Origin of the sequence: Streptomyces sp. B15, from assembly GCF_018070605.1 — a bacterium.
Taxonomy (GTDB): Bacteria; Actinomycetota; Actinomycetes; order Streptomycetales; family Streptomycetaceae; genus Streptomyces; species Streptomyces smyrnaeus.
This window is the reverse complement of record NZ_JAGPXJ010000011.1, coordinates 39,882-55,353: the sequence shown is the minus strand read 5'-3', so window position 1 is coordinate 55,353 and position 15,472 is coordinate 39,882. Positions and strand designations below refer to the sequence as shown.

Genomic DNA, 15,472 nt, shown 5'->3' with positions numbered 1-15,472 from the left:
ATACGTTAAAGAGGTGCGTGCAGTTGAGGAAACCCCTGAGCAGACCGCCGGACGGGCCCCGCGGTGGGCTCCTCGGCGGTCCCACAGCCAGTTCCGCAGGGCGCGGGTGAAGTACCGCGACGTCCCCAAAAGGAGGATGGCGTGGCTGCTGCTCAAGGACACCGTCAACTCGTGCATGGAGTACCGCGTCCTGGGGCTGGCGGCCGAGGCGGCGTTCTTCACCCTGATCTCGATCCCGCCGCTGCTCCTGGGCGTGATCGGTCTGCTGGGCTACCTGGACTGGATCGGCGCCGACACGATCGAGATGATCCGGCAGAACTTCCTGGACGCGTCCTCCACGGTCTTGTCCGAGAAGGGCGTCGACCAGGTCGCCCGGCCGCTCATCGACGATGTGATCAAGGGCGGCGGGCCCGACGTCATCTCGCTCGGCTTCGCGCTGGCGCTGTGGTCCGGTTCCCGCGCGGTGAACGTCTTCATCGACACCATCACCGTGATGTACGGGCTGGACGGCCGGCGCGGCATCGTCAAGACCCGGCTGCTGGCCTTCTTCCTCTACCTCGTGGCACTGGTGATCGGCGCGGTGGCGCTGCCGCTGATGGTGGCGGGCCCGGACGCGGTGCTGCGGCTGGTGCCGCAGGCCCAGTGGGTGGTCGGCGTCTTCTACTGGCCCGTGGTGCTGCTGCTGTCCATCGTCTTTCTCACCACGCTCTACCACGTCTCCGTGCCGGTGCGCTCGCCCTGGCGGGAGGACATCCCCGGCGCGCTGGTGGCGCTCGTGATGTGGGTGCTCGGCAGCTTCCTGCTGCGGCTGTATCTGACGAACACCGTCGAGGGCCCCACCATCTACGGCTCCCTCGCCGCCCCCGTCGCCGTACTGCTGTGGATCGGCGTCTCCGCCTTCGCCGTGCTGGTGGGCGCCGCGGTCAACGCTGCCATCGACCATGTGTGGCCCTCGGTGGCCACGGCGGCGGCCCGGCGCGCCAACGAGCGGCGCCGCGAGGAGGCGGCGGCCGAGGTCGTCGCCGCCGTGGCGGCGCGTCGCCGCCGGCTGGCCGAGGAAGAGGACGACGACCTCTTCGACCTGGACGCTCCCGCCGAGTTCCCCGAGCGCTGGACCAAGTTCCTGCCCCCCGAGGACGTCCGGGGCCGGCTGCTGCGCCCACGCGGGCGCGACCGCGACGAGGCGGACGACGACGCGCCGCGGCACGACTGACCCCTCGGCGCCGGGTCACCGGACGGCGTGCGGCGTGCGGCTTGGGCGGCGGACGGCAGGAGGCGCCGCCGCGGGAAATGCGGTGGCGGCGGCGCGCGGCCCGGGGTTACTGTCCCTGCCATCCGCACGGTGGCGCCGAGCCACGGTGCCGGCCGTGCCGCAGGTTTCGCTGCGCGACGAGGAACGGAGGTGTGACCGATGGCTGTCCGCGCGACGGGCGCTGCCCGTATCCGGTCCCTCATTTCCACCTCCGTGGCCACCGGCTGACCAGCTGATCCGCTGAGACTTCCCGAGCCGGGGCCGCCCCTGCGAAGGGCAATCCTTTGTTGCACAGCACGTCCGACATGCGTGACGAGGCGCTGGCCGCATACGGCTGGGACGCCGAGTGGCAGGCCGCCTTCGTCCGGGCGAGCGCCGACCCGGCAACCGCCGGACCGGACCCGCTCCCCGGCAGGGTGGTGCGCGTCGACCGGGGCCAGTGCGATCTGGTCACCCCGGCGGGCACCCTCCGCGCCGACACCGAATTCGTCGTCCCGCGCGACCCGATGCGGGTCGTGTGCACGGGCGACTGGGCAGTGGTCGACGCGCACGGCGCCCCGCCGTACGTACGAGTACTGCTTCCGCGCCGTACCGCCTTCGTCCGCTCCACCTCCTCCAAGCGCTCCGAGGGCCAGGTCCTCGCCGCCAACGTCGACCACGCGCTGATCGCCGTATCCCTCGGCGCGGAACTGGACCTGGGCCGCATCGAACGGTTCATCTCCCTGGCGTGGAGCAGCGGCGCGCAACCGCTGCTCGCCCTCACCAAGGCGGACCTCGTACCCGACGAGGCCACCGTCGCGCATCTGGTCGCGGACGCGGAGACCTGCGCGCCCGGCGTCCAGGTGCTGCCCGTCAGCGCGGAGACGGGCGAGGGCGTCGACATCCTCGCCGCAGTCCTCGCGGGCGGCACCACGGCGCTGCTCGGCCAGTCGGGCGCGGGCAAGTCCACGCTGGCCAACGCGCTGCTCGGACACCGGGCGCAGTCGGTGCGGACCATCCGCGACCGGGACGGCAAGGGCCGGCACACCACGACCACCCGCAATCTGCTGCCCCTGCCCGCCGAGTCGGGCGGCGGCGTCCTCATCGACACCCCGGGACTGCGGGGGGTCGGCCTGTGGGACGCCGAGGACGGACTCGGCCAGGCCTTCTCCGAGATCGAGGAGCTCGCCGCCGACTGCCGCTTCCAGGACTGCGCGCATCAGTCCGAGCCCGGCTGTGCCGTCCTCGCGGCGGTCGAAGGCGGCGCCCTGCCCGAACGGCGCCTGGACAGCTACCGCAAGCTGCTGCGGGAGAACGCCCGCCTCGCGGCCCGTACGGACGCACGGCTGCGTGCCGAGCAGCGCAAGGTGTTCAAACAGCGGCAGGCGCTGGGCCGCCACATGATGGAGCGCAAGCGCGGCCCGCGCCACCAGCGGTAGCCGAGCCTGCGGCCACGGGCTCCTCGAGCGACCGGGAGCGACCGGGAGCGGGCGGGTACGGACCGACGGCCCTGTCCGATTCCCGCTAGCTCCTGGTCGGCGACCCTCGCACACTGGAGGACGTGACCACACAAGACAGCAGGTACGAGGCCGTACGCAGCAGGGACGCCCGCTTCGACGGGGTGTTCTTCCTGGGGGTGCGCACCACCGGCATCTACTGCCGGCCGAGCTGCCCGGCAGTGACCCCGAAGCGGGAGAACGTCCGCTTCTACCCCACGGCCGCGGCGGCCCAGGCCGCCGGCTTCCGCGCCTGCCGCCGGTGCCGCCCGGACGCGGTACCCGGCTCCGCCGAGTGGAACGTACGCGCCGACCTGGTGGGCCGCGCGATGCGGATGATCTCCGACGGCGTGGTGGACCGGGAGGGCGTGGCGGGCCTGGCCGAGCGGCTCGGCTACAGCCCCCGCCAGGTACAGCGCCAGCTGACCGCCGAGCTCGGCGCCGGACCCGTGGCGCTGGCGCGGGCCCAGCGGGCGCACACCGCGCGGGTGCTGCTGCAGACGACGCCGCTGCCCGTCACCCAGGTCGCGTTCGCTGCGGGCTTCGCCAGCGTGCGGCAGTTCAACGACACGGTCCGGGAGATCTACGCTCGGACGCCCAGCGAGCTGCGCGCGGCCTCGGCGCGGGGCGGACACGGGCCCGCGGGCCGCCCCGAGGCGCGGGAGGCCGCCACCCACGGCGGCGGGGCCGCCGCCGGTGTGCCGCTGCGGCTGGCGTACCGCGGGTCGTACGCCACCGGACAGATCTTCGGCTTCCTGGAGCGCCGCGTCATACCAGGCGTCGAGGAGGTGCTGGGCGCGCCCGGCAGCCGCACCTACCGGCGTACCTTGAACCTGCCGTACGGCACCGGCGTCGTGGAGGTCGACGAGTGCCCGGCGCGCAGCGGCAAGGGCTGGCTCGACTGCCGGCTGCACCTGGGGGACCTGCGGGATCTGACGACCGCAGTGCAGCGCGTGCGGCGGCTGTTCGACCTGGACGCCGACCCGTACGCGGTCGTCGAGCGGCTCGGCGACGACCCGGCGCTGGCGCAACTGGGCGCCCGCACACCGGGCCTGCGCTCACCCGGCGCCGCCGACGCGCACGAGCTGGCGATCCGCGCGGTCCTCGGCCAGCAGGTCACCGTCGGTGCCGCACGCACGCTGGGCGGCCGGCTCGTCGCGGCCTACGGCAAGCCACTGGCGGCGCCCGACGGCACGCTCACCCATCTGTTCCCCGAGGCGGACGCACTCGCCGAGGCGCCCCTGGCGGAGCTGGGCATGCCTGAGAGCCGCCGCCGCACCATTCGCACCGTCGCCGCGGCACTCGCGGACGGAACCGTCGTGCTCGACCCGGGCGCCGACCGTCAGGAGACCGAACGCGCCCTGCTGGCCCTGCCCGGAGTGGGCCCGTGGACGGCCGGTTATATGCGGATGCGCGCCCTGGGCGACCCGGACGTCTTCCTCTCCGGCGATGTCGGCGTACGCCACGGTCTGGCGCTGGTCGGGGCCGAGGCCGCACAGGCCGAGCAGTGGCGCCCCTGGCGGTCGTACGCGCTGCACCACCTGTGGCACGCCACGACGCTCACTCCTCCTCCAGGCCCCAACTGTGCACCCGGCGCGGATGGATGACGATCAGCTCGTCGCTGAAGTGCGGACCCAGATCGTGCGGCCCTTCACGCAGTTCGGCGACGCCCCGGATCTCCACGCCGCGCACCCGCCACGGCTTGAAGCTGACGATGTCGTCCACCACGAGGGCCAGCCGGGGCTGGGTGCGCAGGTTGCGCCACTTCTTCGTCCTGCCGAGCGCGAAACCGCCCACCAGGACCGTGCCGTCCTCCTGCGGGAAGAAGCCGACCGGGTTGTTCTGCGGCTGCCCCTCGGGGTCCACCGTCGCCAGCCGCCCGAGCCGCTGGGAGGACAGGTACTCCCGCTCGGCGGGGGTGAACGCCTTGTCGCGGGGATCGGCGGGAGAGGAGCCGGAAGCGTGCGTCGCAGGTGTCATGTAAGGCAGCGTCACACGCTCCGCTCGGTACCGCATCGGAGCCCGGTCGGCTGCCGCTCCGCCGCTGGTCCTACGACTCGAGCCGTCCGTCTTCCGGTGGCGGTTCCTCCGTAAGGTCTTTCCGCCCGATCCGGGGGAGGGACAATGAGCCCATGAGCGGTCAGGAGGCACGGGGCGACGGTGAACATCCCGACTGGTGGGCGCAGTTGTACGACCCGCACGCCGCCGACACGGGGCGTACCCGTGCCCGGGACACCCTCGACGAGCGCTACCGCTCGGCGAGCCGCACCCTGACCGACACCTTCGCGCCCGCGCCCGAATCCGCTTTCGAACCTGCTCCTGGGCCCGCGCCGGCCGAGGCGCGGACCACCCCGCCTCCGTCACCGTCCCGGCCCCCTGCCGAGGCGCCGGCCGGGGTGTTGCCGGCTGCTGAACCGGCTTCGCTGGGGGAGGTGGTGCCCGACACGGTGGTGGAGGGCACCCGGTACGGCTGCGCCGAACTGCGAGCGGCGTCCGTGCGCGGCGAGCGCGCCCGGCAGGCGGGGGAACTGCGCACCGACGCGCTGCTGGTCGTACGGTTCGGGGCCGGGCAGGACGGCTTGCTGCTGTGCGTGGTGGCAGCGGGAGCCCGGTCGGGGCCGGACGGACATCGGGCCGCCCGCGAGGCGTGTCACTCGATCGGGGCGGCCGTCGGCCGCAGCAGCAGCGCACGGCTCGCGGAGGACATTCGCAGGGACCGCAGGAGCGCCCTCCAGCCCGGTCTGCACCGGCTGACGGACCGCACGTTCGGCAGGCTGCGCGCCCAGGCCGCGGTGCTGGGCCTGGAGCCGGAGCAGTACACCGTCGATCTGCGGTGCCTGCTGCTGCCCGCCGATCCCCGCTCCCGCACACGGGTGTTCTTCGGCAGCGGCGCGGGCGGGTTGCTGCGGCTGCGGGACGGCGGGTGGCAGGACGTGGAACTTTCGGCCACCACCTCGCCCGCGCCGGTGGGGGACGCGGTGATCGGCCGGGATCCGGCCGCGGGCGCGGCGGCGGTCCGCGACGGCTTCACCCCGGCGGAGCCGTCCGAGACGGCCCGCACGGAGCCGTTCCGGTTCCGCTCCCACGTCGCGGAACCCGGGGACGTGCTGCTGCTGTGCAGCCCCGGCCTGGCGGAGCCGCTGCGCGCCGAGCCGCCCTTCGCGGACCGGCTCGCAGCCGACTGGGCCGCCCCCGGGGCTCAGCCGCCCGGACTCGCGGCCTATCTCACCGCCCTCCAGGGCGGGGTGGACGGGTGCGAGGGCGACCGTACGGCCGTGATGGTGTGGGAGGGCTGAGCCGGAGCGGCACAAGAACGGTGCCACGACGCCGTCCCCACCGCACCGGCCGGTGCGGTGGGGACGGCGTGACGGTCAGCCGAACTGCCGCTCGATCTCGGCCAGTTTCTCCTCCAGGGTGTCGAGCCGTGGACTGGCGGCGTTCTTCTCGTCCCTGCCGCCGTCGCCCCGGCCGGGAGCGCTGCCCTCCCCGATCGCTTGCAGCGCGGGCCTGCCACGCGCCACCGCCGACGGGTTCACCGGGGCCGCGCCCACGGCCTCGCCCACCGGTTGGGCGGCCGACGGAGCGGCGGGCTGGGCGGTGGGCTGCGCGGTCGACTGCGCAGCCGGGGAGGACGCCGCAGCGGGTGTGCCGAGTTCGATCCCCACGCGGGACCCGGGCTCGCCGCGTCCCCGACTCCACCGACGGTGCTGCCGGTTGAGGGCCCTGACCCGGGCCCGGTCGAGGCGTTCCTTGTCCTTGCGGCGCTGCCGCTCCTGCTCGCGGCGGCGCCTGTCGTCACGCACCTCGTCGACGGCCTCGTCCAGCGTCCGTACGCCCTCCAGCAGCATCAGGGACCAGGCCCCGAACGTCTCCCGGGGTGCCCGCAGCCAGCGGACGATACGGATCTGCGGCAGCGGGCGGGGCACCAGGCCCTGGTCCCGCAGCGCCGCCCGGCGCGTCTGCTTGAGCGCGCGGTCGAACAGGATGGCCGCCGAGAGGGACATGCCGGCGAAGAACTGCGGCGCGCCGTCGTGCCCCACGCCGCGCGGCGCGTGCACCCAGTTGAACCACGCCGCGGCGCCCGCGAAGATCCACACCAGCAGCCGGGACCCCAGCGAGGCGTCGCCGTGGCTGGCCTCGCGCACGGCGATCATGGCGGAGAACATCGCGGCGCCGTCCAGTCCGAACGGGACGAGGTATTCCCAGCCGCCGCTCAGGCCCAGGTTCTGCCTGCCGAAGCCGACCAGTCCGTGGAAGGAGAGCGCGGCAGCGACCGCGGCGCAGCAGAAGAGGAGCAGATACGCGGCCGTGGCGTAGAGGGTCTCCTTGCGGCGGCGCCGCTGCTCCACGCGCTCCCAGGAGTCGGGCTGTCCGTGCTGCTGCTGCGCCGCGGCCGCGTCGTCCGCGGTGGAGGTGCCGCCCTCGGCGGAGGAGCTGTGACGGCGTGAACGCGCCATCACCAGCACCGCGGTCAGAGTGCCGACGAGCAGCACGGCGCTCGGCAGCACCCAGTTCAGCGATATGTCGGTCAGTCTCATCGGGTGTGTGCCCCTTGCCGCGCGGTACCGGGGGCGCGCACGTCGCGGACGCCGCGTACGGGTCCGTACGTGCGCGAGGCGGTGCCGCGCTCGCGCTCTGGCTTGTTTCGTGTTGCCGAGCATCCTTACGGCAGCGCGGTACCCCGCTGGGGGGTTTCAGGGGAAGAGAACGCTAAAAGGGGGCACCGGGGGCCGACAGGGGCACACAGGGTCGAACTCCCTAGCGGATCGCGGTCATCCGCTCGATACGTTCCGCGTCGCACGTTCGGGGGCAGGTGACGCAGGTGTCCTCCGGACGGAGGGTGTAGAAGAGGCAGCAGCTCGCCCGGTCGCGGGTGGTGAGCGCCGAGCCGTCGGGCCCCGTCAGCCGACGGAAACCCGCCCCCTGGGCGAACGGTTTCATCGAGCCGGGGAGCAGCAGTTCGGCCTCCGCCATCGCCCGCGGCTCCTCGCCCAGTAGATGGCCCAGATACCAGAGCCCCTCGGTGATCTCGTCCGTGGCCATCCCCCACAGCGCACGCGAACCGCGCCGCATCCGTGGCCTGAACCCCTCCAGTACGGGCGCGAGATGGGCGGCGACGGCGTCCCGCACCTCGGCGCGCAGCGCCTCCTCGTCGGGCACCACGCGCGCGCCGGGAGCGGCGGCGGCCGGGTCGTCCGGCAGACAGGCGAACTCCTCGACACGGACCGCCAGCCGCCCCAGCGAGCGCTGGAAGGCCACCGCCTCGACGGGCAGCCGTGGCACGCGCCGGTGCAGGAACCACGGGATGGTGACCAGCAGGCAGACGGGCCAGGCGTAGCGGTGCAGTCCGAAGCTGGCGACGACGTCCGGGCGTCCCGGCTGTCCGTAGTCCCGCACGATCTGCTCCGCGTCCCATGCGAGGAACGCGTCGACTGCGTCACCGCCGGCGGCCAGAGCGCTCGCCCGCACCCAGCCGGGGCCCTCGGGAAGGGCTTCACCAGCCGTGGTCTCGGTCACACCCAGGGAGGGGAACACCTCGGTCAGCCGTGCGTACGCCGCACGGAAAGGGGAGACGTCAAAGGCTACGGGGGCGAGGGTGGGCACGGCCATGAGGACCACCGAATCGACGATCGTTAGCAGGTAAGCCTTACCTTAGCTGATTGTGGCCGAGGTTTGATCTCGTGTCGCGTCGGCCTAGGGTGCACGGCAGCCTGCACTGGCGAAGACACGGACGAAAGAGCGCTGGGGGCCACATGGAGCAGAGTCGAGCGGAGCCACGTACGGCGCCGACCGCCGTCTCGCCGTCCGGAAGCCCGGCGGCGGACTTTGCCGGGCCGCCCGGCTTGCGCACCGAGCGGCGGGCGGAGAGGACCGCACGCGGTGAGCACACCCACAGCGAGCCGGCGGCCCCCAGGGTGGTGCCGCAGCGGCACTCCGTGCGCGACCAGATCCTCGAAGCCCTCCGTACCGCCCTGCTCGACGGCGAACTCGCCCCGGGGGAGGTCTACTCCGCACCGGCGCTGGCGGAGCGCTTCGGCGTCTCACCGACACCCGTGCGGGAGGCCATGCAGCTGCTGGTCAGCGAGGGCGCCGTCGAGACGGTGCCCAACAGGGGCTTCCGGGTGGCCTGTCACAGCCCCCGCGACCTGGCCGAACTCAGCGAGATCCGGGCCCTGCTGGAGGTGCCGGCCGTACTGGCGCTCGCCCGGACCCAGCCCACCGAGCACTGGGCCGGACTGCGACCGCTGGCCGAGGACACCCTGCAGGCGGCGGCGTGCGGTGACCGTACCGCCTACGCGGAGACCGATCGCGCCTTCCACCGCGCCATGCTGGAGCTGACCGGAAACCGGCAGCTGGTCGCGGTCGCCGAGGATGTGCAGCGCCGTGCGCATCTGTCGGCCCTGCGCGCCTCTCCCGCGCCCCGCGCCACCGACCTGCTCGCCGAGGCGGCCGACCACCTCGCACTGCTGGACGCGCTGACCGACCAGGACTTCCTCGCGGTCGAACGACTGGTGCGCGGGCACTTCTGACGTACGACGCGCTCCCGCCTCCCCTGCTGCGCGGGGAAGGGGGCTCGGCGCCGGGCGCTCAGCTCCGCGTGGGTGCCGGGGCCGCACCGCCGGACCCGTCCCCGTCCTGTCCGCCGGGGTCCGCGGCGCCGGGCAGCCGGTCGGCGAGCCAGGTGGGAACCCCGCCCAGCAGCCGGAACAGCCGTCCGGCCTCCTCGCGCAGCCGGGTGGCCTCCGGCTCCGGCTGGACGTCGGCGAGCGAGGCCAGGGCGGGTGCCATACCGACGAGGAACCCCAACTCCTCGCGCAGCCGCAGCGATTCCGCGAACCCGTGGCGCGCTTCGGCCAGTTCGCCCCCGCGCGCCGCGAGCCCCGCCAGATGCCGCCAGGTCGAGGAGCACAGCAGCAGATCTCCGCGCGCGGTCGCGCCCGCGTGCGCCCTCCGATAGGCGGCGCGCGCCGATTCCGGGGTGTCGCTCAGGTTCTCGGCCAACAGCCCGCGCCGGAAGTCCAGCAGGGCGCGGCCCGGCGCGTTGGGCTCCAGCAGCGCGGCGGCCCGGCCGAGCGCTGCCCGCGCCTCGTCGGTCCGGTCGCGTACGCCCAGCACGGTCGCGGCGTAGGCGAGCTGTCCGCGCTCGCAGGCCGCGGCTCCGCGGTCGTCGTCCACCTGGGCGACCGCCTCGGCGCCGCGCAGCGCGTCCTCCGCCGCCGCCCAGCCGTCCGCCGTGTACATGCACCGCTCGACGAAGAGCGCGGCCCTCCCGACGGCCGCCTGCGGGTGTTGCTGTGCGTACGGTTCCAGCAGTGCCGCCGCGTCCTCCCAGCAGCCGCGCGATCGCAGCCGCCACACGGCTTGCCCCAGCGGGCTGTCGGGGCCCATCGCCGGAGGGCGCCCGTCGGACCTCGCGGGGTCGGTGCTGCCTGCAGGGATTGCGGGGCCGGTGGGCCCTGTGCGGCCTGCGGTGCCTGTGGGATCCAGCCTTTCCGAACGTGACATGGCGGTGTCCGCCACAGTGCCCTCCCCAAGCGCGCCTTCGAGCCGGATGTGAGCGCATCACAGCACGGGTTGAGCCGTCGGGCCAAGGGGGTGGTGTGAATCAGTTCACAAAGTTTTACTCGAAGGGGCGGACTGCCAAGGCGAGGAGCGCGTTCTCAACTGCCGTACGCGCCGGGCCGGTCGGGGTCGGCCGACGTGACGGGTGAGGCGGAAGAGCTGGAGGGTGCGGAGGAGGGGGACGAGGCGAGCGAGGGGAGGAGGGCGGACGGTGAGCTGGGCGAGGCGAACGACGGGGTGGGGCAGCCGGTGGGGTAGAGCCAGCTCTACCGCAAGTCGGTAACTGGCTGTAGTGATCTCGGCGGTGAAGCGCGGTTCGCTGGATGCGTGAACATCTCCGCCGCACGTCGCACCGCATACGCCGGCTCCGCCCTCTGGACGGTCTGTGCCGTCTTCGCCGCCCTCACGGCGGCCGTGACCGCGCTTCCGCCGCACCGGACGTGGGGAGTGCTCGCGGCGGTCGGCTACGCGGTCTTGGCGCTCGTCTCGGCTGCCACCGTCCGGTCCGCGCCGCCGCCCGTCGCTCCCGCCGCTTCCGCCGTCCCTGCCGCGCCCGGCGCCGCCTGCCGGGCCGGTCCGCCGACCCGGCGGCAGCGGCGGCATCGGTGGCTGACCGGCAGACTTCCGCTCGTCGGCTGCGCGCTGACGGCCTTGCTGCCGCTGCTCGTGCTCGCGTTCACAGACAGCGCCCAGGAGGAGGTGCACGTCGTCGACCGCGCCGGCGCCCGCCTGCTGGCTCACGGCACTCCCTATCTGGGCCCCGATCAGCTGTCCGGCGCCGACTACACGGCCTACAACCCGTACCTGCCCGGCATGGCCCTCTTCGGGGTGCCACGGCAGCTGCTGGGGCTCGACGCCCGGTTCGGCTTCGCCGCCGTCTTCCTCCTCACCTTCGCCCTCAGCCTCCGGATCGCCGGCCTGCGGGCCACCGGGGGCGGGCCCGGCGCGCCCGGCTCCGTCGGCCGCCGCACGCTGCTGCTGACGGCTTCGCCGCTGATCGCACTGCCGTTGGCGGTCGGCGGGGACGACCTGCCCGTGCTCGGTCTCCTCTGCCTCGGCCTGGCGCTGGCCGGACGGCACGGGAGCGCAGCGGCGGGCCGGTCGGGCCTGGTGCTCGGCGTGGCCTGCACCCTCAAGGCGACGGCGTGGCCCGCACTGCCGGTCGTGGCGGCGCTCCTCGCGGTCCGCGCGGGCCGCCCGGCGGTGCTGCGTCTGGCCGGCGGTGCGGCCCCCGCGCTGGCGGTCGGGCTGGCGCTGCCCGTGCTGGTGGACGGCGCGGGGCTGGCGGCCAACGCGATCCGCTACCCGCTCGGCCTGGCGGAAGCCGCCTCCCCTGCGGCGGCCCCGCTGCCGGGCAGGCTGCTCGCCGCCCTCGGTCCGGCCGGGCAGCTGTGCGCCGTCGTGGCCCTGGTACTCGCCGCGCTGCTGATAGGCGGCTCGCTGCTGCCGCTCCCACCCCGGGACGCGGGCGGCGCGGCCCTGCGGCTCGCGCTGGGCCTGCTGGTGGCGATGGCGCTGCTGCCCGCGTCCCGCTTCGGCTACGCCGTCTACCCCGCTGTACTCGCCCTGTGGGCGTACTGGAGGAACCTCGATGCGCGACGACTCGAACCCGGATCAGGCCGTCGGCCGCCCACCGCACGGCGACCCGCCGAACCGTGGGGCGAAGCCGCACACCCGGACCGGGAACCGGAGCCACGACCGCACCGGCAGCCGCTCACCGGGCCGCACGCTGATCGTGACGAACGACTACCCGCCCCGGCGGGGCGGCATCGAGACGTTCGTCCACGAGATCGCACGCCGCTTCCCACCCGGTGAGGTCGTGGTCTACACGGCCGCCCAGCCCGGCTCCGACACCTTCGACGCGCACCAGCCGTTTCCCGTCGTCCGCGACCGGGCCCGCACGCTGCTGCCGTCCCCCAGGGTGGCGGAGACGGCGCGGGCCCTGGCCTTCCGCTACGGATGCGACCGCGTGTGGTTCGGCGCTGCGGCCCCGCTCGGGCTGCTCGCGGGACGGCTCGGACTGCCCTGTGTCGCCACCACGCACGGGCACGAGATGTGGTGGGCCGCGCTCCCGGGCACGCGAGGAGTGCTGCGCCGCATCGGCCGCGGCGTCGGCACGGTCACCCATCTCACGGCGCACTCCCGGGCCCGTACGGCAGGGGCGTTCGGCCTGCGGGCGCACACGGCCCGTCTGGTGCCCGGCGTGGACACGGCCCTCTTCCGCCCCGACAGCCGGGAGCGGGCGAGGATACGGCGGGAACTGGACCTGGTGGGGCGGCCGTTGATCCTCAGCGTCTCGCGGCTCGTCCCCCGCAAGGGGCAGGACACCCTGATCCGCGCGCTGCCCCGCGTGCGGTCCGCCGTGCCGGGGGCCACCTTGCTGATCGTCGGCTCCGGCCCGTACGAGCGGGCGCTGCGCCGCTCGGCGCGGCGGCTGCCGGGGCTGCCCGAGGACGCGGTCGTCTTCACCGGGCCCCGGGCACACAGCGACCTGCCGCCCTATTACGCGGCAGCCGACGTCTTCGCCATGCCCTGCCGCACCCGCCGCCTCGGTCTGGAGGCCGAAGGCCTGGGCATCGTCTATCTGGAGGCGGCCGCTGCCGGACTGCCCGTGCTCGCGGGGCAGTCCGGCGGGGCACCGGAGGCGGTCAAGGACGGCAGGACCGGCCATGTGGTCGACGGGCGCGACGTGCAAGCAGTGGCCGACCGCCTCACCGCGCTGCTCACCGCACCACGGGCGGCCGCCGCGATGGGCGCCGAAGGCCGCGCCTGGGTCGAGGCGGAGTGGAGCTGGGACGCCTCCGCCCGGCAGCTGCGCAGTCTGCTGTCCCGTACGGTCGACACGTGGTGACCAGCGACAACACAACAGCGAAACCCTCGGCCCGAGCTGCCGGGGGCACCGGGGAGGAACCGCCCGGCGGCGCTCGGCGGGAGACCGCCGTCGGCGGGGTGTGGCAGGCGTTGGCGAGCGGGCCCGCTGGTTTCCTGGGCTCCCTGTGGCCGGTGCGTGCGATGGGCTATCTGCTGGCGGGCGGGGTGCTGGGGCTCGGCTGGCTCTTCCTCGCCGTGGGCCTCGTGGTGGTCGGGACCCTGCTACTGCCCACCGGTGTCGGAGTGGTCGCGCTGCTGTGCGTGCCGGCCTCCGCCGCCGGGCTCGCCGGGCTGGAGCGGCGGCGGTTGCGCTGGCTCGACCCCCGGGAGGCCCCCTCGCCGCACCAGGACGCCTCCGCCCCGGGCGAGGACGAGACGGGCGGCAACACCGCGCGGCGGGCGCTGCGCAGACTGTGGCGGCGCGCCAGGACCCCCGCCACCTGGGTGGAGTTCGGCTTCGCGCTGCCCAACGCGGTGCTGTCGGTGCTGGATCTGCTGGTGGTGGTACTGGGGCTCGGGCTGGTCGCCAGCCAGCCGTTCGCACTTCTCACCGTGCTGGGCGGCGACCAGGTGATGTACGGCGAGGGCATCGTGCTGACCGAGCCGGTGCAGGTCCTGCCGTGGCTCCTGCTGACACCGGTCTTCGCCGCGCTCGCCTGCTACACCTTCGCGGGGCTGGCCGGAATGCGGGCGGCACTCGCCCGGGCCGCGCTGGTGGGGCCGCGCCGGGAGAAGGAGTTGGACGCGCGGCTGACGGAAGTGACCGCCTCCCGCGCCCGGCTGGCCGACGCGTTCGAGGTGGAGCGCCGCCGGATCGAGCGCGATCTGCACGACGGCGCCCAGCAGCGACTGACCGGCCTGATCATGACGCTGGGCCTGGCGAAGCTGGACGCCGACCCGGCCCTTGTCGCCAAGGCGCAGGACGAGGCGCGCGCCGTACTGGCCGAACTGCGGGACCTGGTACACGGAATCCAGCCGTCGGTGCTCACCGACCGGGGCCTGGGGGCGGCGCTGGAAGCTCTGGCCGAGCGCTCGCCCGTACCCGTACGGGTGGACGAGCGGCTCGGTTCCTCCCGGCCCGCCGAGGCGCTGGAGATCGCCGCCTACTTCGCCGCCTCGGAGGCATTGACCAATGTGGCCAAGCACAGCGGGGCCGCACACGCCACGGTGACCGTACGGGGCGGGCGGACACTGACGGTGGAGGTCCGCGACGACGGCCGGGGCGGCGCCGACCCGGAGCGCGGCACAGGTCTGACGGGGCTCGCCGACCGGCTCGCGGTGCACGGCGGGAGGCTCCGCCTCTCCAGCCCGCCCGGCGGCCCCACCGTGGTGCGGATGGAGTTGCCGTGGGCGGACGGCGCACAAGGTGCCGGGGCAAGGGAGGATGGGAGCACAACCGGGTTGACGGAGCCACCCCGCGAGGGGCGCAGGGAGATACATGCGGCTGGTGATTGCTGAGGATTCCGTACTGCTGCGCGAGGGGTTGAGCCAGATCCTCGCGCGCTTCGGCCACGAGGTGTGCGCCGGCGTCGGTGACGCGCCGGCACTGCTGGAGGCCGTGGCCGCGCACGCGCCGGACTGCGTCGTCACGGATGTGCGGATGCCGCCCGGGCTGCGGGACGAGGGGCTGCGGGCCGCGCTCCAACTGCGCACCGAGCACCCCGCGCTTCCGGTGCTGGTGCTCTCGCAGTACGTCGAGAACTCCTACGCGTCGGATCTGCTGGCCACCGGCGACGGAGTCGGCTATCTGCTCAAGGACCGGGTCGGGGAGGTCGCGGAGTTCATCGAGGCGCTGGAGCGGGTGGCCGCGGGCGGCACCGCCATCGACCCCGAGGTGGTCCGGCGGCTGCTGGCCCCCGACCGCGAACCCGCCGAACTGCGGCGGCTGACGGCCCGGGAGCGCGAGGTGCTGGCCGCCATGGCGGAGGGGCGCTCCAACGGAGGCATCGCCCGCGCGCTGGTCGTCAGCGAGGCCGCGGTCGTCAAGCACGTCCGCTCCATCCTCACCAAGCTCGACCTCCCGCCCGCACCCGACGACCACCGCCGGGTCCTGGCCGTCCTGGCGTATCTGCGCCACCCCGACCGGAGCCCCGCAACGGCGGCCGGCCCCGACCCCGCCCCTGCTCCTCGGCACCCGGCCTAGCCGGACCGGCCACGCCCCTCAGCTCATCCGCAGCGCCAGGCTGTGTTTGTGCGGGGGCAACCCCCGAGCCCCCGGCCGGGACCGGCCACGCCCCTCAGCTCATCCGCAGCGCCAGGCTGTGTTTGTGCGGGGGCAACCCCCGGGCCCCCGGCCGGGACCGGCCACGCC

13 protein-coding genes are annotated in these 15,472 nt (G+C 74.4%); 9 read left to right on the top strand and 4 right to left on the bottom strand.

From position 1 onward, the window contains the following. The first annotated feature begins 136 nt into the window (after nucleotides 1-136). From KBY19_RS07860 to KBY19_RS07850, 3 genes are all read left to right on the top strand, one after another. Entirely contained in the window at nucleotides 137-1,213 is a 1,077-nt protein-coding gene (locus tag KBY19_RS07860) for a YihY/virulence factor BrkB family protein (RefSeq protein ID WP_221506061.1), read from the top strand. A gap of 344 nt (nucleotides 1,214-1,557) precedes the next feature. Further along, nucleotides 1,558-2,670 (top strand): ribosome small subunit-dependent GTPase A, encoded by a 1,113-nt coding sequence (gene rsgA / locus KBY19_RS07855; protein ID WP_099884977.1) that lies wholly within the window; start codon nucleotides 1,558-1,560, stop codon nucleotides 2,668-2,670. Nucleotides 2,671-2,792: 122 nt separating this feature from the next. After that, a complete protein-coding gene (locus KBY19_RS07850) occupies nucleotides 2,793-4,334 on the top strand; it encodes an AlkA N-terminal domain-containing protein (protein WP_210965456.1) in 1,542 nt (513 codons plus the stop codon). Here KBY19_RS07850 and KBY19_RS07845 read toward each other — a convergent pair. Continuing rightward, nucleotides 4,288-4,707 (bottom strand): PPOX class F420-dependent oxidoreductase, encoded by a 420-nt coding sequence (locus tag KBY19_RS07845; protein ID WP_099886861.1) that lies wholly within the window; start codon nucleotides 4,705-4,707, stop codon nucleotides 4,288-4,290. The two genes, KBY19_RS07850 and KBY19_RS07845, sit on opposite strands and share 47 nt — an antisense overlap. Nucleotides 4,708-4,859: 152 nt before the next feature. Here KBY19_RS07845 and KBY19_RS07840 point away from each other — a divergent pair, with 152 nt between their 5' ends. Beyond that, on the top strand, nucleotides 4,860-6,023 hold the full coding sequence (locus KBY19_RS07840; RefSeq protein WP_099884979.1) for a protein phosphatase 2C domain-containing protein: 1,164 nt from the start codon (nucleotides 4,860-4,862) through the stop codon (nucleotides 6,021-6,023). Between the two features lie 75 nt (nucleotides 6,024-6,098). Here the strand turns inward: KBY19_RS07840 and KBY19_RS07835 are convergent, their stop codons facing one another. Both KBY19_RS07835 and KBY19_RS07830 read right to left on the bottom strand, forming a co-directional pair. Next, entirely contained in the window at nucleotides 6,099-7,265 is a 1,167-nt protein-coding gene (locus tag KBY19_RS07835; protein ID WP_210965455.1) for a DUF2637 domain-containing protein, read from the bottom strand. A gap of 220 nt (nucleotides 7,266-7,485) precedes the next feature. Beyond that, nucleotides 7,486-8,337, bottom strand: coding sequence for a (2Fe-2S)-binding protein (locus tag KBY19_RS07830; protein WP_099886862.1), 852 nt, complete (start codon nucleotides 8,335-8,337; stop codon nucleotides 7,486-7,488). Between the two features lie 143 nt (nucleotides 8,338-8,480). On the opposite strand from KBY19_RS07830, the gene KBY19_RS07825 reads away from it, so the two are divergent. Then, complete coding sequence (locus KBY19_RS07825; protein ID WP_185018392.1) at nucleotides 8,481-9,257, top strand: GntR family transcriptional regulator; 777 nt, start codon at nucleotides 8,481-8,483, stop codon at nucleotides 9,255-9,257. Nucleotides 9,258-9,315: 58 nt separating this feature from the next. Here the strand turns inward: KBY19_RS07825 and KBY19_RS07820 are convergent, their stop codons facing one another. Then, complete coding sequence (locus tag KBY19_RS07820; protein WP_099884982.1) at nucleotides 9,316-10,116, bottom strand: hypothetical protein; 801 nt, start codon at nucleotides 10,114-10,116, stop codon at nucleotides 9,316-9,318. A 501-nt stretch (nucleotides 10,117-10,617) separates the two neighbouring features. On the opposite strand from KBY19_RS07820, the gene KBY19_RS36305 reads away from it, so the two are divergent. Genes KBY19_RS36305 through KBY19_RS07805 form a run of 4 tightly spaced genes read left to right on the top strand, consistent with a single transcriptional unit; the run spans nucleotide 10,618 to nucleotide 15,304 of the window. After that, nucleotides 10,618-12,105, top strand: a complete 1,488-nt coding sequence (locus KBY19_RS36305) for a hypothetical protein (RefSeq protein WP_247690742.1) — start codon at nucleotides 10,618-10,620, stop codon at nucleotides 12,103-12,105. Further along, the gene (locus KBY19_RS07815; protein ID WP_307843464.1) at nucleotides 12,026-13,141 is read left to right on the top strand and encodes a glycosyltransferase family 4 protein; all 1,116 of its coding nucleotides are present in this window, start codon (nucleotides 12,026-12,028) and stop codon (nucleotides 13,139-13,141) included. The genes KBY19_RS36305 and KBY19_RS07815 overlap by 80 nt, the downstream gene beginning before the upstream one ends. Further along, on the top strand, nucleotides 13,135-14,619 hold the full coding sequence (locus KBY19_RS07810) for a sensor domain-containing protein (protein ID WP_307843463.1): 1,485 nt from the start codon (nucleotides 13,135-13,137) through the stop codon (nucleotides 14,617-14,619). Before KBY19_RS07815 ends, KBY19_RS07810 begins: the two co-directional genes overlap by 7 nt. Next, entirely contained in the window at nucleotides 14,600-15,304 is a 705-nt protein-coding gene (locus tag KBY19_RS07805) for a response regulator transcription factor (RefSeq protein WP_099886863.1), read from the top strand. The genes KBY19_RS07810 and KBY19_RS07805 overlap by 20 nt, the downstream gene beginning before the upstream one ends. The last annotated feature ends 168 nt before the right edge of the window (nucleotides 15,305-15,472 follow it).